Raw genomic sequence first — 15,201 nt, forward strand, 5'->3', positions numbered from 1 at the left:
ATGGGTATAAGGGACAGGGCGGCTGCCGCGGTCCCTGGTTCTGCGAGTCAGGCTGGGGCTGATTCTGCGGCTGGTTCTGGGGCTGGTTCTGCGGCTGATTCTGGGGCTGGTTCTGGGGCTGGCCCGGTGCCTCGTTCGGGGGCTTTATCGGGCTGGACGGGCCCGGCGCGGGCGGCCGAGAGATCTTGATCGTCTCCTCGGCGGGCAGGACGATCTTGCGGAACGGGGTGGTGGGTGAATCGTATGAAGGTCTCTGGTCGCCGACGTCCGCCATGGCCTTGAGATTACGTCACGACAGCGCAGGATAATTCCTCTATTCCCCCAGCAGAATCTAATTCTGTAGGGTCTGCGGACATGAGGGGTTTCTACGAGATCGCGACCAACGACCCTGAACGCCCTGCCCTCCTCGGTGACGAGGGCACGACCTACGGGGAGCTGCTGGCCCGCGTCAACCGGGCGTCCAACGGCCTGACCTCGCGCGGAACCGGACCGGGCGACTGCGTGGTGACCGTGCTGAAGAACGGGCTCGACGCCGTCACCATGATGCTGGCCACGTACCAGATCGGCGCGTACCTCGTTCCCGTCAACTGGCACTTCACCGCCGAGGAGATCGACTACATCGTGGCCGACTGCGGGGCCAAGGTGGTGATCCGGCCGGAAGCTTCGGCGGGGGCTGCGACCGTCGAGGAGCTCGTGGCCGGGCAGCCGGACAGCGCGCCCGCGAACCGGCGGGCCGGGTCGATGATGCTCTACACCTCAGGGACCACGGGACGGCCCAAGGGAGTCCGCCGGCGGCTGCTGGACCTGACGCCGGAGGAGCTGTACCCGATCCTGATGCGCAAGAGCTGGCGGCACTTCGGGCTGCCGCCCGGCGGGGTGCACCTGGTGTGCTCGCAGCTCTACCACTCGGCGCCGTACGGGCAGGCCATGATGGCGCTGCAGTTCGGGCACTCGATCGTGGCGCCCGAGCGGTTCGAGGCCGCCTCCGTGCTGGGGTTGATCGAGCGGTGTCGGGTGACGAACGCGTTCATGGTGCCCACGATGTTCCACCGGCTGCTGGCCGTGCCGGACCGGGAGTCGTACGATCTGTCGTCCCTCACCCACCTCTACCACGGGGCCGCGCCGTGCCCTCCCGCCACCAAGCAGGCGATGATCGACTGGCTGGGGCCGGTGCTGTGGGAGTACTACGGCTCGACCGAGGCGGCCGTCGCGACCATGGTGTCGTCGCAGGAATGGCTGGCCAGGCCGGGCACGGTCGGCAAGGCGCTGGACGGGATGGCGTTCACGATCATCGGGGAAGACGGCCAGGAGGTGGCGACCGGCCTGCCCGGGCTCGTGTACATCGGCGGGATCAACAGGTTCGAGTACCACGGCGATCCGGACAAGACGGCCGCGGCGATGCGCGGGCGGGCGTACACGCCCGGTGACATCGGCTACCTGGACGAGGACGGCTACCTGTTCCTGCTGGACCGGCGGACGGACCTGATCATCTCCGGCGGGGTCAACATCTATCCGGCGGAGATCGAGGCGGCGCTGCTCGAACACCCCTCGGTGGCCGACGTGGCGGTGATCGGCGTGCCCGACCCAGAGTGGGGGCACAAGGTCGTGGCTCTCGTCCAGCCGGAGGCCGGCGTGGCGGGCGGCGACGAGCTGACTGCGGAGCTGCTGCGCCACTGCGCACCCCGGCTGGCCAGGCTGAAACACCCCCGGGTGATCGAATATCGGGAGTCGCTGCCGCGCACGCCGACAGGCAAATTGAGCAGGCGGAATGTTCGCGAAACGTATCTTTCAGGCTGAGGTGGGCACACATCTCCCATGAGGGAGATCGTCGCGGGACTGGCCGCCGCTGTACTGCTGCTCGCCGGCTGCGGCCCTCCGCCGTCCACCGGCTCGCCCACGGGCTCACCCACCGGCTCGCCCACGGGCTCACCCACGGGCACCGCCACCGGCTCGCGCTCGCCGGATGGCACCGCCACGGCGACGACCGTGACGCCGTCGCCGTCCGAGAGCCCGCCCGCCGCGGTGCAGCCGCTGGAGGCCGCGTACGAGAAGGTCATCACGGACGTCCTGCCATCCATCGTGCAGATCACCACCAAGGTGGGGCTGGGGTCCGGCATCGTGTACGACTCCGCCGGGCACATCGTCACCAACGCTCACGTGGTCGGCCAGGCCACCGAGATGGAGGTCACGTTCGCCACCGGCGGCGCGCCGCGCAAGGCCAAGCTGGTCAAATCGTTCAGCGCCGGGGACCTGGCGGTGATCAAGGTGGATGATCCGGAGGGGCTGCGCCCGGCCACGTTCGGCGACTCGTCGAACCTGCGGGTCGGGCAGATCGTGCTCGCCATGGGCAACCCGCTGGGCCTGTCGGGCAGCGTCACGAACGGCATCATCTCGGCGCTGGGCCGCACGGTCACGGAGCCGCAGAACCCGGGCTCGCCCGGCGCCACGATCGCGGGCGCGATCCAGACCTCGGCCGCCATCAACCCGGGGAACAGCGGTGGCGCGCTCGTGGACCTGTCCGGCAACGTGATCGGCATCCCGACGCTCGCGGCCACGGACCCGGACCTCGGCGGGGGCACCGCACCCGGCATCGGGTTCGCGATCCCGAGCAACACCGCGAGGGACATCGCGGCCCAGATCGTCAAGGACGGCAGGGTCACCAACAGCCACCGGGCCGCGCTGGGCATCAGGGGCAGCACGATCATCGGCGCCGACGGCCAGCCCACCGGCGTGGCGGTGGCCCGGGTGGAGCCGGACGGAGGCGCGGCGAAGGCCGGGATCCGGGCCGGGGACGTGATCGTCTCGATCAACGGTGAGCAGACGCCGACCATGGCCAGCCTGTCGGAGACCCTCACCGCGCTCAAGCCCGGTCAGCGGGCCCGCGTGGGGGTGATCCGCGCGAACGGCACCAAGGAGACGATCATCGTGACCATGAGCCAGCTCCCGGGCGAGTAGCCCCTGCCCGTCGCCAGCCCACCGGCCCGGTCCCCGAACCGGGCCGGTCACCCGCACGAGGCCGGTCACAAACACCGGCCCGCCGTGCGGGGGTCACTGCTTGGCGGTGAAGACGATCTCCACCCGGCGGTTCTTGGCCCGGTTCTTCTCCACGGGCTTCCCGTCCACCAGGTTCGGCAGCTTGGGGCGGCTCTCGCCGTACCCACGCGCCTGGAGGGTGACGCCCGCGCCGCCCAGCAGCCCGCGCATGACCGTCTGTACGGCCTGCGCCCGCCGCTGCGACAGCGTGACGTTGTAGGAGTCGCTGCCCTGGTCGTCCGTATGCCCCTCGATCTTGACCACTCCACCCGCGCCCTCGGCGGTGACCTTCTCGGCCACCTGCTTGAGCCGCTGCCGGGCCTTGGCGGTCAGCTGCCACTTGTCCAGCGCGAACAGCACGTCGCTGGTCAACGCCACCGTCACCTGGCGCCCCTGCTTGCTCTCGCTCTCGGTCCCGTCCAGCGACTCGACCTCGCCGATGATGTCCTCCACGGGCAGCACCAGGTCCTCGACGGCACCGGTCGCGCCGGGCGGCGTGCTCGGCTGCGGCGTCGGCGCCAGGACGAGCGTCAGCGCGAGGCTAAGAGATCGGAACATCGGTGAACACGCCGATCATCGGCATCTCAATGTTGATCTTCGTGACGTCCGCCGGAGGCGCGGCGAACACCGCGTACAGCGAGGACGCCTCCCCCGCCTCCAGGAACTGCCCCTGGGTGCCCGAGCACACGCACTCCGCGTCCTCGCCCGTGCCGTTGCGGGCCACGCGGTAGCGCTTGGCGTTGACGGGGTCGATCAGGGAGACGGCCGAGACCGTGTAGTCGAGCGAGCCACCGCCCATGCCGTTGTGCATGTTGACCTTGCCGTCGGTCGCGGTGATCGTCCAGTTGAGGCTGATGGTCCGGCCCTGGCGCTTGAGCGAGGTGATGTCCACGCGGGCCGCGCCGTAGCTGTCGCCCCCGCCCACCTTGGCCGCACGGGAGGCGATCGCCTTGGTCTCCTGCGCGGGAGCGCTCTGCTCGGGGGCGCTCTGCTCGGGCCCGGCCGAGGCGGTCGCCGTCGCGGGCGACTGCGCCGCGGCGGTCTGCGACTGCTTCTCCTCGCCACCACCGCCCGGCTGACCAGGGAGCATGCCGCAACCTGACAGCGCGACGGCCGCGACAGCCAGCGCGATCGTCTTTCGCATTATGTGATCACCTTCGTCGTTCGGGATGTGGCTCTCACCGTAGGGACGCGATGTTCAGGATCCGCATAGTCGGCTATATCCGCTGACCACGCCGCCTGCGAGCGTCCTGCGCGAGCTGATCGGCCTCTGCCTTGCCGTGTTCGTCGCCGAGGCCGTCAAACTCTCCCATAGCACGCATAAGCGCATCAACTTCGCCGTCGAAATCCTGGCGGTCCGCTGCCGCCCTGGCGAGCGACAGGAGGGCCTGGGCGGCGTTCCTGCGGTCGCCGTACGCGGTGAACGTCTCCACCGCCGCCCGCGCCGCGTCCACCGCCGCACCCGGGGCTCCCTCCGCCCTGGCGATCTCGGCCAGTACGAGCTGAGCCGCCGCCTCGGGCAGCCGGTCGCCGAGACGGCGGTTGACGCGCAGGCGCCGCTCCGCGCAGTCGCGGGCCTGCGGGTGCCGTCCGGCGGCGAGGTGCAGCCTGGCCAGGTCCAGCAGCGCCTCCGCCTCACCGCGCGGATCGCCCAGCTCCTGGTAGGCGGCCAGGCTCTCGTTGAGCGGGCCCTCGTCGCCGCGCAACGCGCCCAGCGCGCGCAGCGCGTCCGCCCGGCCGCGCCGGTCGCCCGCCTCCTCGAACACGCCGAGCGCCCGTACGAACGCCCGCTCCGCCTCCGCCCGCTGCGAGGTCCCCCGCGCCTGGCGGGCTTGGACGAGGCCGAGCCGGAGGGTGAGCCTGGCCAGCTCCAGCCCCTCGACCAGCGGCTGGGCCGCTCTCAGGGCGGCGGCGGCCGCGTCGGTGCGGCCTTCCGCCAGGTGCAGATCCGCCAGGCCGCGCAGCAGGAGCGCCTCGCCGTGCCGGTGCCCCGCCGCCCTGGCCGCGTCGAGCCCGGTCGCCGTGGCCGTGTGCCAGTCGTCGTGGTGCGCGCCCAGCTCGAACAGCGGCGTCAGGTAGAACGCCAGCCGCCACGCGGCCTCGTACAGGCCCGCGTGGTAGAAGTCCGCGACGGTCGCGACCAGGAACCGGCGCTCGGCGCTCAGCCATCGCGACTCCTGCCGCAACCAGCCGGTCCGCAGCGAAGCCCCCCGAGCCGTTCCGGTGCCGGCCGGGCCCCAGGGGTCCTGGCTCCGGCCGGGGCCGGCGGCCTCCGGGGCCTGTGCCGGCGGGTGGACCTCCGTGCGGCCCGTGCCGGGCTCGGCGGGGAGCAGGGACGTCCTGGCCTGCCTGGTCCGCTCCAGGATCGTACCCGCCCGCGCCGCCAGCACCGCGGCGGCCCCGCCGTCCTCCTCGGCCAGCCGCTCGGCGGCGTAGAGCCTGGTCAGGTCGTGCCATCCGTAGCGCTCCTGGCCGGCCTCGTCCAGGCCGCGCGACTGCAGCAGCCCGGCCTCCGCCAGCGGCTCCAGGTCGGCGCCGAGCACCCAGGGCGCGAAGTCGGGCGCCGACAGCGCGCCGAGCCCGCGCAGCAGCCGCCGCTCCGGGTCGGGCAGGCCGCGGTAACCGAGCGCGAGGCTGCCCCGCACGGCCAGGTCGCCGGCGCTGAGCTCGTCCAGCCTGCGCCGCTCGTCCCCGAGCCGGCCCGCGAGGTGCGCGAGCGTCCAGCCGGGCTTCCTGGCCAGCCGGGATCCGGCGATGCGCAGGGCCAGCGGCAGGTGGCCGCAGAGCTCGACGATGCGCGCGGCGGCCTCGGGCTCGGCGCGTACCCGCTCGTGCCCCGCCACCCCGCCGAGCATGGCCACGGCCTCGTCCCGGCCGAGAACCCCCAGCTCGTACGCCCGCGCCGCCTCCAGCCCGGCCAGCGACGACCGGCTCGTCACCAGGGTGAGGCTGCCCGGCCCCGTCGGGAGCAGCGGGCGGACCTGGGCCTCGTCGGCGGCGTCGTCCAGCACGACGAGGAGCCGCTTGCGGGCCGTCATGCTGCGGTAGAGCCGTACGCGCTCGTCCAGCCCCGGCGGCACAGCGCCGTCCGGGCAGCCCAGCGAACGCAGCAGGTCCTCCAGCACCGCCCCCGGCGGCCTGGCACCGAGCGCCGCGTAGAGCCGGCCACCGGGGAGCCGGAGGCGGGCGGCGGCGTGCACGGCCAGGGCCGACTTGCCGCAGCCCGGCGGGCCGTGCAGGACCAGGTGAACGGGCGCCGCCAGCGCGCGCACGTCCACCGCGCCCTCGTGCGCCGCGCCCACGGCCGCCGTCCGCGTGATCCAGTCGAGCGCGTCCTGCCGCCCGGCGAAGTCCGAAATATCCGGTGGAAGCTCGTCCACCGGCTCCCCGCCGTCGAGCGCTTCCCGATACTGCCCGCCCCCTGGCGAGAGCTCATGGACGCCGGGCGGCGGCGGCCCGTCCTCTGCGCCCGTCAGCACCCTCTGATGGGCGGCGGTCAGCTCGGCGCCCGGTTCCAGGCCCAGCTCCTCGACCAGCGTCCGCCGCGCGTCCTGGTACGCCCCGAGCGCCTCCGACCTGCGCCCGGCCTGGTGCAGGGCCTCGATGAGGCGGACCCAGGCCCGCTCCCGCAGCGGATGGGCGCCGACCAGCGCCCGCAGCTCCCCGACCACCTCCGCGCCCCGCCCGAGCCACAGATCCAGCTGGACGCGCTCCTCCAGCGCGGTCAGGCGCAGCTCCTCCAGCGGCACGGCGTGCGCCCTGCGCAGCACCGACGACTCCACGTCGGCCAGCGCCTGCCCCCGCCACAGCCCCAGCGCCGCCCGGTATCCGTCGGCCGCCTCCGCCACCCGCCCGGCCGCCCTCGCCTGCCTGGCCCCGGCGACCAGGGTCTCGAACCGATGGCAGTCGACGTCCTCCGGGTCCACATCGATCAGGTAGCCGCCCGGCACCGTACGGATGCCCTCGACGAGCTTGCGCAGCGCGCTCACGTACACCCTGAGCACCGACTCCGCCGACGCCGGCGGCCGGTCGTCCCAGACCACCGACATCAGCCGCTCGACCGGCACCTGCACGCGGGCCGACAGCAGCAGCGCGGCCAGCAGCGTGCGGTGCTTGGCGGGGCCGGGCGCCTGCCCGCCGTGCACGCGCAGCGGCCCGAGCACGCCGAAGCGCACGCTCACGCACCCCTCCGCATCGCGGGCCCGCTCACTCGCCCACCGGTTTGATGGCGAAGGAGTCGAAGCGGACGCGCGCGGACGCCCCCGCGCCGGCGGCCGCGTAGACGCCGGCCTCGCTGGGACCGTAGGGGGTGTCGGCGTCGGACGCCTCGGCGACCAGACGTTCGTTCAGCCACATGCGTAACGTCACCTTGCCCCCGCTCTGGCCGCACTCCGCCACGATGCGGCCGGTGCCCGCGTCCTGCGCCTTGGCCGGGCCGTACAGGGTCTGGCCACGCGTGCCCGTGCGGCGCTTGACGATCGTGACGTCGCCCGAGTCGCTCACCCCGAACTCGTAGCGCTCTCCTGAGCGCGCCGAGCCGTGGCACCACACACCGTACTCCCCGGCCCCCTCCTCAAGTGCCGCCTTCGCGCTGACGATCACACCGCCATCGGGCTCCTGACGTGGGGCCGACTTCCACAGCCGCCACTCGGGATTGACCGTCAGCTCGTAGCCGGAGCCCGACAGCCGGGCGTCGCCGCCATCCGTCGTGCCGATCGCCCAGGAGTCGCCGAAGCCGGCCTCGTACGGCAGGCTCGGCTGCCAGAGCCCCGGCACGGTCACCAGGACCGCGGCGGCGGCCACGGCGAGCACGCCGCCACCCGCGGCCCACGGCCACCACCGCCTGGACCGCTTCCCCGCAGCGCCGGCCGGGCCGCCCACCCCGGGCGGAGGGGGCGTCACGAGGGGCGGGCCGGCCATGCCCGCGCCGGTCCAGGTGCGTTCGACGACCTCGGTGGCCGTGGCGAGGCGCGTGCCGCCCACCAGCTGGGCGAGCAACTGCTGGGCGGTGGGCCGTGCCCGGGGATCCTTGGCCAGCGCCCGCTCCACGACCTGCCTGATCCCCTCGTCGAGCCCGTCCAGCGCGGGCCTCTCCTGCGTGATCCGGTAGAGCACCTCAGCGGGCGCCCCGCCGCCGAACGGCAGCCGCCCCGTCCCCGCGAACGCGATCACCCCGCCCCAGGCGAAGACGTCGGCGGCGGGCGTGAGCGGCTCGCCGCGCACCTGCTCGGGCGCCATGAACGCGGGCGTCCCGAGTATCGCCTGACTGGCCAGCACGTCGTTGTCCACGAGCTGGGCGATGCCGAAGTCGATCACGCGCGGGCCGAGCGGCGAGAGGAGCACGTTGGAGGGCTTGAGGTCGCGGTGGATCACCCCGGCTCCGTGGATGGCGCTCAGCGCGGTCGCGATGCCCACCGCCAGCGCTTCGAGGTTCGCGCCCGACAGCGGGCCCTGATCGTGGACGGCCTGCGCCAGGTCGGGCCCCCTGACGTACTCGGTGACGAGGTAGGCGACGTCGCCGTCGATCCCCGCGTCCAGCACCGGCGCGGTGCAGAACCTGGCCACCCGCCGCGCCGCCGCCACCTCCCGGTCGAAGCGCCGCCTGAAGGCCGGATCCCGGGCCAGCCCCGGATGGATGATCTTGACCGCGGCCAGGCCACCGGTGGGCGTGGCGGCGAGATGCACCTCGCCCATGCCGCCCTGGCCGAGCAGGCGCCGCAGCGCGTACCCGGCAATGACCCGGTCATCGCTCATCGCAGACACACTAGCCAGACCCCGGCGTGTCCCACCCGCCGCGTGCGCCTGCGGGAGCCCGCTCGGCTCATCCGGCCGCGGGAGCCTGGGTCAGCCGGTATCGCGAGGGCGGGATCCCGTACCGGTCGACGAACGCCTGCCGCAGCGTCTCCGCGGTGCCGAACCCGCACCGCACCGCGACCGAGGCCATCGGCAGCGACGTCGAGGCCAGCAGGTGGGCGGCGGCCTCGGTACGGGCCAGCCGGATGTACCGTCCCGGCGTCTCCCCCAGGTGCTTGATGAACAGCCGGGTGAGGTGCCGCTCGCTGACGCCCGCCTCGGCCGCCAGCGTGGCGGTGCTCAGGTCGTCGCGCAGGTGGGCGCCGATGTATTCGAGGGTCCGCTTGACCAGGCTGTTCGCCGGTGAGGGCGCGCTGACGAACATGCTCATCTGCGCCTGGTTGCCGGGCCGCTGTAAGTAGGTGACCAGGTTCCTGGCCACGGTCCTGGCCAGCTCGGTGCCGTTGTCCTCCTCGACGAAGGCCAGCGTGAGGTCGAGCGCGGCGGTGATGCCCGCGGACGTGGCGACGTTGCCGTCGCGGATGAAGATCGGGTCGGGGTCCACGATGACGTCGGGGAAGCGGGCGGCCATCGTCTGCGCCTGCATCCAGTGCGTGGTGGCCCGCCGCCCGTCGAGCAGGCCCGCGGCGGCGAGCACGTACGATCCCGTGCAGACGGACGCCACCCGCCGGCTCTCCCTGGCCAGCCGGCGCACGTGGCCGACCACCAGCGGGTTGCCCGCGGCGTCCTCGTGGCCGATGCCGCCCGCCACCAGCAGCGTGTCGAGCGGCCCGGTGACCCGCTCCAGCGCCAGCTGCGCGTCCAGGGTCAGCGCGGTCGCGGTGGTGATGGGGTGGCCGCCGGGGGTGGCCACCCGGTATTCGTAGTAGGGCAGCGCGCCGTGCCAGTTGGCGCTCTCCAGGGTCGAGGTGACGGAGGCGATCTCCAGCAGCTCCGCCGCCTCGTACGCCACGATCACGACCCGTCGTACGTCCATGGCACCGACTGTAGGTCCGAAGGACCGAGAACCCAAGTTTCCGGACCTCCCTCGCCGCCTTCCTTGGCACGGGCTCGCCGCGCCCGCGACAGTCAGGACATGACAACGACAACCTCGGGTACGGGTCGCCGCTGGGGCAAGTTCGCCCTTCACTACGTGGAGATGGTGATCTCCATGTTCGCCGGGATGATCCTGCTCGGCCTGCTGCAGTCCGCCGTCGGCCTCGGCGTCTCCCACGCCGCGCAGCCGGAGCTCTGGTACCTCTCGATGGCCTTCAACATGTCCGTCGGCATGGCCGCGTGGATGCGCTTCCGCGGGCACGCCTGGGCCCCGACGCTGGAGATGTGCGCCGTCATGTTCGCGCCGGTCGTGCCGCTCTTTCCGCTGCTGTGGCTGGGGGTCATCGACGGCGACGCGCTGATGGTCGTCTCGCACGTCGCCATGTTCCCCCTCATGCTGGCGGCGATGCTGCGCCGTCTCGACGAGTACGCCGGCTGCGCTCACTGAGCGACTTGCGGAAGCCGTCGAGCACGTCCTGCCGCAGCAGGTGCCCGAACCCGGCCTGCACCAGCCGCATCCCCAGCGCGCGCGGCTCGATCCCGAGCGCCTCGGCGGTGTCGCGCAGGCTCCAGTCATGCGCGGCCAGCTCGCTCAGCAGGTGGCCGCGCCTGGTCTGCGCCACCGACAGCCGGAACGTCTTCAGGTACGCCAGCCGCCCGTCCGCGTCGGTGATCGTCTCGCCGATGTGGTTCTCGGCCTTCCGCTCGAACGAGGGCAGGAACCGGCTCAGCGTGAACCGGCCCATCCGGTAGACCTCCTCCACTCGCGCGGGAGCGCGGAGGAGGGCGGCGGCCATCACCGAGTCGTGGAACTCGGCCCACTCCTCCTCCCGCCGCTCGGCCTGGGCCCGCAGGTCGGCCAGCGAGGAGACCGCGGCGTCGTCGATCACGGCGGGGAAGTCCCTGGCCGGGTAGAACAGGGCATAGTCGTGGACCAGCTCTCCGTACAGGTCCCGGATGAGCGTCGGGTGCAGGGCTCGGTAGTCCTCCGGGTGCGGCACCACGAAGGCGCTGGCCAGCGAGTCGCTCGCGTACAGCAGCAGGCCGCACTGCCCCGGGTAGATCTCGAACACCTTGAGCGCGTCGTCGAGCCCCCGCACCTGCGCGCCCGAGTAGGCGTCCTCGGCCCTGGGCGACAGGCCGTGGTTGATCGCCTGGCGCGACCACTCATCCCACGCGATCACCGGGCCGCCGAAGTGCAGCGCGAGGAAGCCCTCCACGGCCAGGTGCAGCGGCAGGAACCTGAGCCGGTTCCGGTCCACGCGCCGGGCCATCCTGTGCCGGTTCCTGACACCCATGTGGCGCAGCGGCTGCCCGAGCTGCGTGCCGTACGCGGCGGCCGGGGTGCCGTCGTCGCTCCACGACGCGACGAAGGCGTGCGGCACGTACGCGGTGTAGACGGTGTCGTCCGGCAGCGACACCATGGTGAGCTCGTCGCCGTACACCTTGGCGTGCAGCCGCAGGTCCTCGACGGGCGTGCGGCGCACGAGCGGCACCAGGCGCAGCGCGCCCCAGGTCTGCGCGGGCCGCGTGTCGAGCCCGCTGAAGTCGATCATCGCTCGTCCGTCCCCTGCCCCGCAGCCTGTCCGTCGTCCAGCAGCGCCGCCCGGTCCGCCAGGTACGCGCGCAGCTCCCCGAGCCCCGTGCGCCCCTCCGCGAACTTGGCCAGCTCCACCAGCGCCGGCAGGTCCTCGACGTCGCGGATGCCCGCCGTCGGCACCATCGCGGACAGCCGGCGCACGTCGAACTCGTCGGCGTCGTACACCGGGTTCAGGTGCACGATGCCGACCTCGCCGCCGGGGTCGAGCTTGCGCCGCCAGACGCGCAGCACCTCGCCCGCCAGCCCGGGCGGCGCGTTGTCCCAGCCGTCGGAGACGATGACGAGCAGGTCCGGACGGTGTTCGAGCGCGTCGATGATCCGCCGCCCGAGCGGCGTGGGCCCGGACGGGCGCGCCTGGAGCGGGTCGGTCCGGCGCGACAGCCACAGGCCGCGGTAGGAGCCGGCCAGCGCCTCCAGCAGGTAGTGGCAGGCCAGCGCGACCGCCAGCGGCCGGCGGCGCTTCACCGGCGAGCCGAAGGAGGAGAAGCTGTCGTCGAGCACCGCGACGACCCTCCCCCACGTGCCCGCCCGCGATCCGGCCGTCCTGGCCGCCGCCGAGCGCAGCGCCCCCACCAGCTCGGCCCGTCGCCGCGTGCGCACGTCCGCGGGCCGCGACAGCACGTACGAGGCCACCCTGACCAGCGGCAGCGCGGCCATGTCCGCCTCGGTGCGCACGCCGGCCCGGTCGGCGGACTCCGTCAGGCGCAGCCGCTCCAGCCTGGTCAGCCTGGGCGCGATGCGGTCGAGGAAGGTCTCCCGGCCGATCCCGTGGCGGGCGGCGAAGCCCTCGGCGACGGTGTACGGGAGGTCGTACAGGGCGGTCTTGTCATAGTGCGCGCGGCGCCACGCCTCCAGGACGGGCGTCTCGTAACGGGCGCGGCTGAACGGCTCGAACAGGAAGGCGCCCAGCTCGCCGGCCGGCCGCAGGTGGGCGTGCCGCACCGCCGACTTCAGCGCCGAGCGGTACTTCACCGCGTCGAACGCCAGGTCGGGCCGCGCGGCCAGCCAGTCGCGGATCAGCGCCCTGGTACGCCGGTTGTTGACGCCGTCGTGCCGCAGCCGGCGGAAGAGCCGGTAGACCCTGGGCGGGCTCATCCTGGCCAGCCGCCTGGCGATCAACCGCCCGTCGCCCTGGCCGGGGTGGCTGAGCAGGGTGGCGATGATCAGGGCGGCGTTGTGGTCGTTGATGTCGAGCGCCAGCGTCGCCGCGTACAGGTCGGGGTAGTTGCCGTGGATGTAGCGGTGCAGGAAGTCGAGGGAGAGCCGCTGCTCGCCGGCCGCGCTGTGGAACTCGCGCTGCCCGGTCGAGGTGATCGCCGCGTTGGCGAAGAGCAGCACGTCCTCGCACTCGATCAGGTCGGTGTAGGTGTCCATCGGCTCCCCCGGATGTCGCGGACTGGCCGGGGAATGGAGGCACGAGCAGCGAAGAGACGCTTTACAGGCGGTTTCCGGAAGTCATGCCGAAGTCCCGCGGCCAGTCTGCTTCCGGACCTTACAGCCGCTTTCCGTACGGTGCGACGGGATTTACCCCCACGGCGCACCCTCCGGAAAAAAGACGGCCGGCTTTGTCGAGACCGCCGTCGCGGCTCCGACAGAGGGGATGAAGGCACCCGCCGATCCGATCAGGAGACCGTCATGAACGCGACCACCAGCACCCTGCAGAGCCTCCAGCCCCTGGTCGGCACCTGGGCCGTCGACGGCCCCGGCCTGTCGGGGACGGTCCGCTACGAGTGGATGGACGGGGGCGCCTTCCTCGTCCAGCACGTCGATCTCGTCAACGACGGCGAGGTCACCCGCGGTGTCGAATATATCGGCCACGACGCGGAGAGCGGTCGGCTGCGCTCGCACTTCTTCGGCAGCGGGGGCGAGATCCTCGAGTACGTCTACGAGCTGTCGGGTGACACCCTGACGATCTGGTTCGGCGATGTCGGCTCACCCGCCAGATTCATCGGTAAGTTCGACTCTGAGGGCGTCCGCAACACCGGCGCGTGGGAGTGGCCGGGCGGGGGCTACGAGTCCGGCATGACGCGTGTGGAGGGACCGGCCCGATGAAGTACATGATCATGACGTTCGGCGACGTGTCCGCATGGGACACCCTCGGCCTCGGCGCGGGCGAGGCGACGTGGTCGGAGGAGGAGGTGGCCGAGCACTTCCGCGCCATGTCGGCCTTCTACGCCGACCTCGCGGACTCCGGGGAGATGGTCACCGGCTACGGGCTGGCCGACCCCTCGCACGCGATGACCGTGGAGATCCGCGACGGCCGGCCCGTCACCTCCGACGGGCCGTACGCCGAGGCCAAAGAGGTGCTCGCCGGTTTCGGGGTGATCGACGTGGCCTCGCACGACCGGGCCGTGGAGCTGGCCGCCCGCTTCGCCGGCATCGTACGGACCCGGGTCGAGCTGCGGCCCGTGATGGACGGCTCGGGTCAGGAGATGTGAACCTGCCCCAGGGGGTCGAGGGCCTGCTGCGCGAGCTGGCGCCACAGGTCCTCGCCGCGCTCACCCGCCGCTACGGCCATTTCGACCTCGCCGAGGAGGCCGTGCAGGAGGCGCTGCTCGCCGCCGCGACCCAGTGGCCGGTGCAGGGCGTGCCGGACAACCCGCCGGGCTGGCTGACCACCGTCGCCGGGCGCCGCATGACCGACCTGCTGCGCAGCGAGCAGGCCCGCCGCCGGCGGGAGGAGCAGGACGCCGCGCGTACGCCGCCCGCTGAGCTCCTGGCCCCCGCGGCGGACGCGCCCGCTCCCTCGGGGGACGCGGACGACACGCTCCTGCTGCTCTTCCTGTGCTGTCATCCCGCGATCAATCCGCCCGCGCAGGTCGCGCTCACCTTACGCGCGGTCGGGGGCCTCACGACCGCCGAGATCGCCCGTGCCCTGCTGTTGCCGGAGCCGACGGTCGCGCAGCGCATCAGCCGCGCCAAGAAGCGGATCCTGGAGGCGGGCGGCCGGTTCCGGATGCCTGACGACGGGGATCGCGCCCGCCGGCTCGACGTCGTCCTGCACGTCCTGTACCTGATCTTCAACGAGGGCTACACGGCCACGGCGGGCGAGTGGCTGCACCGGGGCGAGCTGTGCGGGGAGGCGATCCGCCTGGCCCGCATGGTGCACGGGCTGCTGCCCGACGTCCCCGAGGCCGGCGGCCTGCTCGCCGAGATGCTGCTCACCGACGCCCGCCGGCCCGCCCGCACCGGCGTGGACGGCGAGCTCGTGCCGCTCGCCGAGCAGGATCGCGGCCTGTGGGACCGGGCGAAGATCGAGGAGGGCATCGCGCTGCTGACCGGCGTCCTCCCCCGCCGGCGGCCCGGCCCCTACCAGTTGCAGGCCGCCATCGCCGCCGTGCACGCCGAGGCCGGGCGCTTCGAGGACACCGACTGGGCGCAGATCGTCGCGCTCTACGAGGTGCTCGACCGGCTCGGCGACAATCCCGTGGTGACGCTGAACCGGGCGGTGGCGGTGGCCATGCTGCGCGGCCCGGCCGCCGGGCTCGCCCTGCTGGAGACGGTGGCCTCCGACAAGCGGCTGGCCGGCCACCACCGGCTGCCCGCGGTCCGGGCGCACCTGCTGGAGGAGGCGGGCGAGCCGGCGGCGGCCGCGGCCGAATATCGGGCCGCCGCCAGGAGCACCACCAGCCTGCCCGAACAGCGCTACCTCCTGACCCGCGCCGCCCGCCTCGACCGGCCACGCTGACGCGGCACTCACCTGCTGCGCCGGGAGGTTC

General features: G+C 73.0%; 14 protein-coding genes. 6 read left to right on the top strand and 8 right to left on the bottom strand.

Annotation, left to right across the window (positions count from 1 at the left end):
* Nucleotides 1–274 (bottom strand): hypothetical protein (locus ETD85_RS64660; protein ID WP_206058356.1); only part of this gene is annotated, 274 nt, incomplete at its 3' end.
* A gap of 80 nt (nt 275–354) precedes the next feature.
* Between ETD85_RS64660 and ETD85_RS16865 the strand changes: the two genes are divergently transcribed.
* Nucleotides 355–1,797: an AMP-binding protein gene (locus tag ETD85_RS16865; RefSeq protein WP_138690664.1), complete on the top strand. Its 1,443-nt coding sequence runs from the start codon at nt 355–357 to the stop codon at nt 1,795–1,797.
* An 18-nt stretch (nt 1,798–1,815) separates the two neighbouring features.
* Nucleotides 1,816–2,955 carry a S1C family serine protease gene (locus tag ETD85_RS16870; RefSeq protein ID WP_138690665.1) on the top strand — a complete coding sequence of 380 codons (1,140 nt, stop codon included), beginning with the start codon at nt 1,816–1,818 and terminating at the stop codon, nt 2,953–2,955.
* A 93-nt stretch (nt 2,956–3,048) separates the two neighbouring features.
* On the opposite strand, the gene ETD85_RS16875 is transcribed toward ETD85_RS16870, so the two are convergent.
* The 5 genes from ETD85_RS16875 to ETD85_RS16895 all read right to left on the bottom strand — a co-directional run bounded on the left by ETD85_RS16875 (nt 3,049) and on the right by ETD85_RS16895 (nt 9,823).
* Complete coding sequence (locus ETD85_RS16875) at nt 3,049–3,591, bottom strand: OmpA family protein (RefSeq protein ID WP_138690666.1); 543 nt, start codon at nt 3,589–3,591, stop codon at nt 3,049–3,051.
* A complete protein-coding gene (locus tag ETD85_RS16880) occupies nt 3,575–4,177 on the bottom strand; it encodes a hypothetical protein (protein WP_138690667.1) in 603 nt (200 codons plus the stop codon). Before ETD85_RS16880 ends, ETD85_RS16875 begins: the two co-directional genes overlap by 17 nt.
* A 73-nt stretch (nt 4,178–4,250) precedes the next feature.
* Nucleotides 4,251–7,214, bottom strand: a complete 2,964-nt coding sequence (locus ETD85_RS16885; RefSeq protein ID WP_138690668.1) for an AfsR/SARP family transcriptional regulator — start codon at nt 7,212–7,214, stop codon at nt 4,251–4,253.
* A 25-nt stretch (nt 7,215–7,239) separates the two neighbouring features.
* Nucleotides 7,240–8,787, bottom strand: coding sequence for a serine/threonine-protein kinase (locus tag ETD85_RS16890; RefSeq protein WP_138690669.1), 1,548 nt, complete (start codon nt 8,785–8,787; stop codon nt 7,240–7,242).
* Between the two features lie 67 nt (nt 8,788–8,854).
* Nucleotides 8,855–9,823, bottom strand: a complete 969-nt coding sequence (locus ETD85_RS16895; protein ID WP_138690670.1) for a GlxA family transcriptional regulator — start codon at nt 9,821–9,823, stop codon at nt 8,855–8,857.
* Between the two features lie 99 nt (nt 9,824–9,922).
* On the opposite strand from ETD85_RS16895, the gene ETD85_RS16900 reads away from it, so the two are divergent.
* Complete coding sequence (locus tag ETD85_RS16900; RefSeq protein WP_138690671.1) at nt 9,923–10,330, top strand: hypothetical protein; 408 nt, start codon at nt 9,923–9,925, stop codon at nt 10,328–10,330.
* Here the strand turns inward: ETD85_RS16900 and ETD85_RS16905 are convergent.
* A complete protein-coding gene (locus ETD85_RS16905; RefSeq protein WP_138690672.1) occupies nt 10,275–11,438 on the bottom strand; it encodes an ARPP-2 domain-containing protein in 1,164 nt (387 codons plus the stop codon). The genes ETD85_RS16900 and ETD85_RS16905 overlap by 56 nt on opposite strands.
* Nucleotides 11,435–12,856 carry a hypothetical protein gene (locus ETD85_RS16910; RefSeq protein WP_138690673.1) on the bottom strand — a complete coding sequence of 474 codons (1,422 nt, stop codon included), beginning with the start codon at nt 12,854–12,856 and terminating at the stop codon, nt 11,435–11,437. The genes ETD85_RS16905 and ETD85_RS16910 overlap by 4 nt, the downstream gene beginning before the upstream one ends.
* 261 nt (nt 12,857–13,117) lie before the next feature.
* On the opposite strand from ETD85_RS16910, the gene ETD85_RS16915 reads away from it, so the two are divergent.
* From ETD85_RS16915 to ETD85_RS16925, 3 genes are read left to right on the top strand one after another with little or no spacing between them, the layout of a single operon-like run.
* Nucleotides 13,118–13,534, top strand: a complete 417-nt coding sequence (locus tag ETD85_RS16915; RefSeq protein WP_138690674.1) for a hypothetical protein — start codon at nt 13,118–13,120, stop codon at nt 13,532–13,534.
* Complete coding sequence (locus ETD85_RS16920) at nt 13,531–13,920, top strand: YciI family protein (protein WP_138690675.1); 390 nt, start codon at nt 13,531–13,533, stop codon at nt 13,918–13,920. Before ETD85_RS16915 ends, ETD85_RS16920 begins: the two co-directional genes overlap by 4 nt.
* The gene (locus tag ETD85_RS16925) at nt 13,917–15,170 is read left to right on the top strand and encodes an RNA polymerase sigma factor (RefSeq protein ID WP_449290109.1); all 1,254 of its coding nucleotides are present in this window, start codon (nt 13,917–13,919) and stop codon (nt 15,168–15,170) included. Before ETD85_RS16920 ends, ETD85_RS16925 begins: the two co-directional genes overlap by 4 nt.
* The last annotated feature ends 31 nt before the right edge of the window (nt 15,171–15,201 follow it).

It is taken from the genome of Nonomuraea zeae, assembly GCF_005889725.1.
Taxonomy (GTDB): domain Bacteria; phylum Actinomycetota; class Actinomycetes; order Streptosporangiales; family Streptosporangiaceae; genus Nonomuraea; species Nonomuraea zeae.

Bases quoted from the DNA above. Each gene is read 5' to 3' on its own strand.
- ETD85_RS16880 (WP_138690667.1), bottom strand. From the start codon at position 4,177: ATGCGAAAGACGATCGCGCTGGCTGTCGCGGCCGTCGCGCTGTCAGGT.
- ETD85_RS16900 (WP_138690671.1), top strand. From the start codon at position 9,923: ATGACAACGACAACCTCGGGTACGGGTCGCCGCTGGGGCAAGTTCGCC.
- ETD85_RS16875 (WP_138690666.1), bottom strand. From the start codon at position 3,591: ATGTTCCGATCTCTTAGCCTCGCGCTGACGCTCGTCCTGGCGCCGACG.
- ETD85_RS16910 (WP_138690673.1), bottom strand. From the start codon at position 12,856: ATGGACACCTACACCGACCTGATCGAGTGCGAGGACGTGCTGCTCTTC.
- ETD85_RS16865 (WP_138690664.1), top strand. From the start codon at position 355: ATGAGGGGTTTCTACGAGATCGCGACCAACGACCCTGAACGCCCTGCC.
- ETD85_RS16890 (WP_138690669.1), bottom strand. From the start codon at position 8,787: ATGAGCGATGACCGGGTCATTGCCGGGTACGCGCTGCGGCGCCTGCTC.
- ETD85_RS16895 (WP_138690670.1), bottom strand. From the start codon at position 9,823: ATGGACGTACGACGGGTCGTGATCGTGGCGTACGAGGCGGCGGAGCTG.
- ETD85_RS16870 (WP_138690665.1), top strand. From the start codon at position 1,816: ATGAGGGAGATCGTCGCGGGACTGGCCGCCGCTGTACTGCTGCTCGCC.
- ETD85_RS16905 (WP_138690672.1), bottom strand. From the start codon at position 11,438: ATGATCGACTTCAGCGGGCTCGACACGCGGCCCGCGCAGACCTGGGGC.
- ETD85_RS16920 (WP_138690675.1), top strand. From the start codon at position 13,531: ATGAAGTACATGATCATGACGTTCGGCGACGTGTCCGCATGGGACACC.
- ETD85_RS16915 (WP_138690674.1), top strand. From the start codon at position 13,118: ATGAACGCGACCACCAGCACCCTGCAGAGCCTCCAGCCCCTGGTCGGC.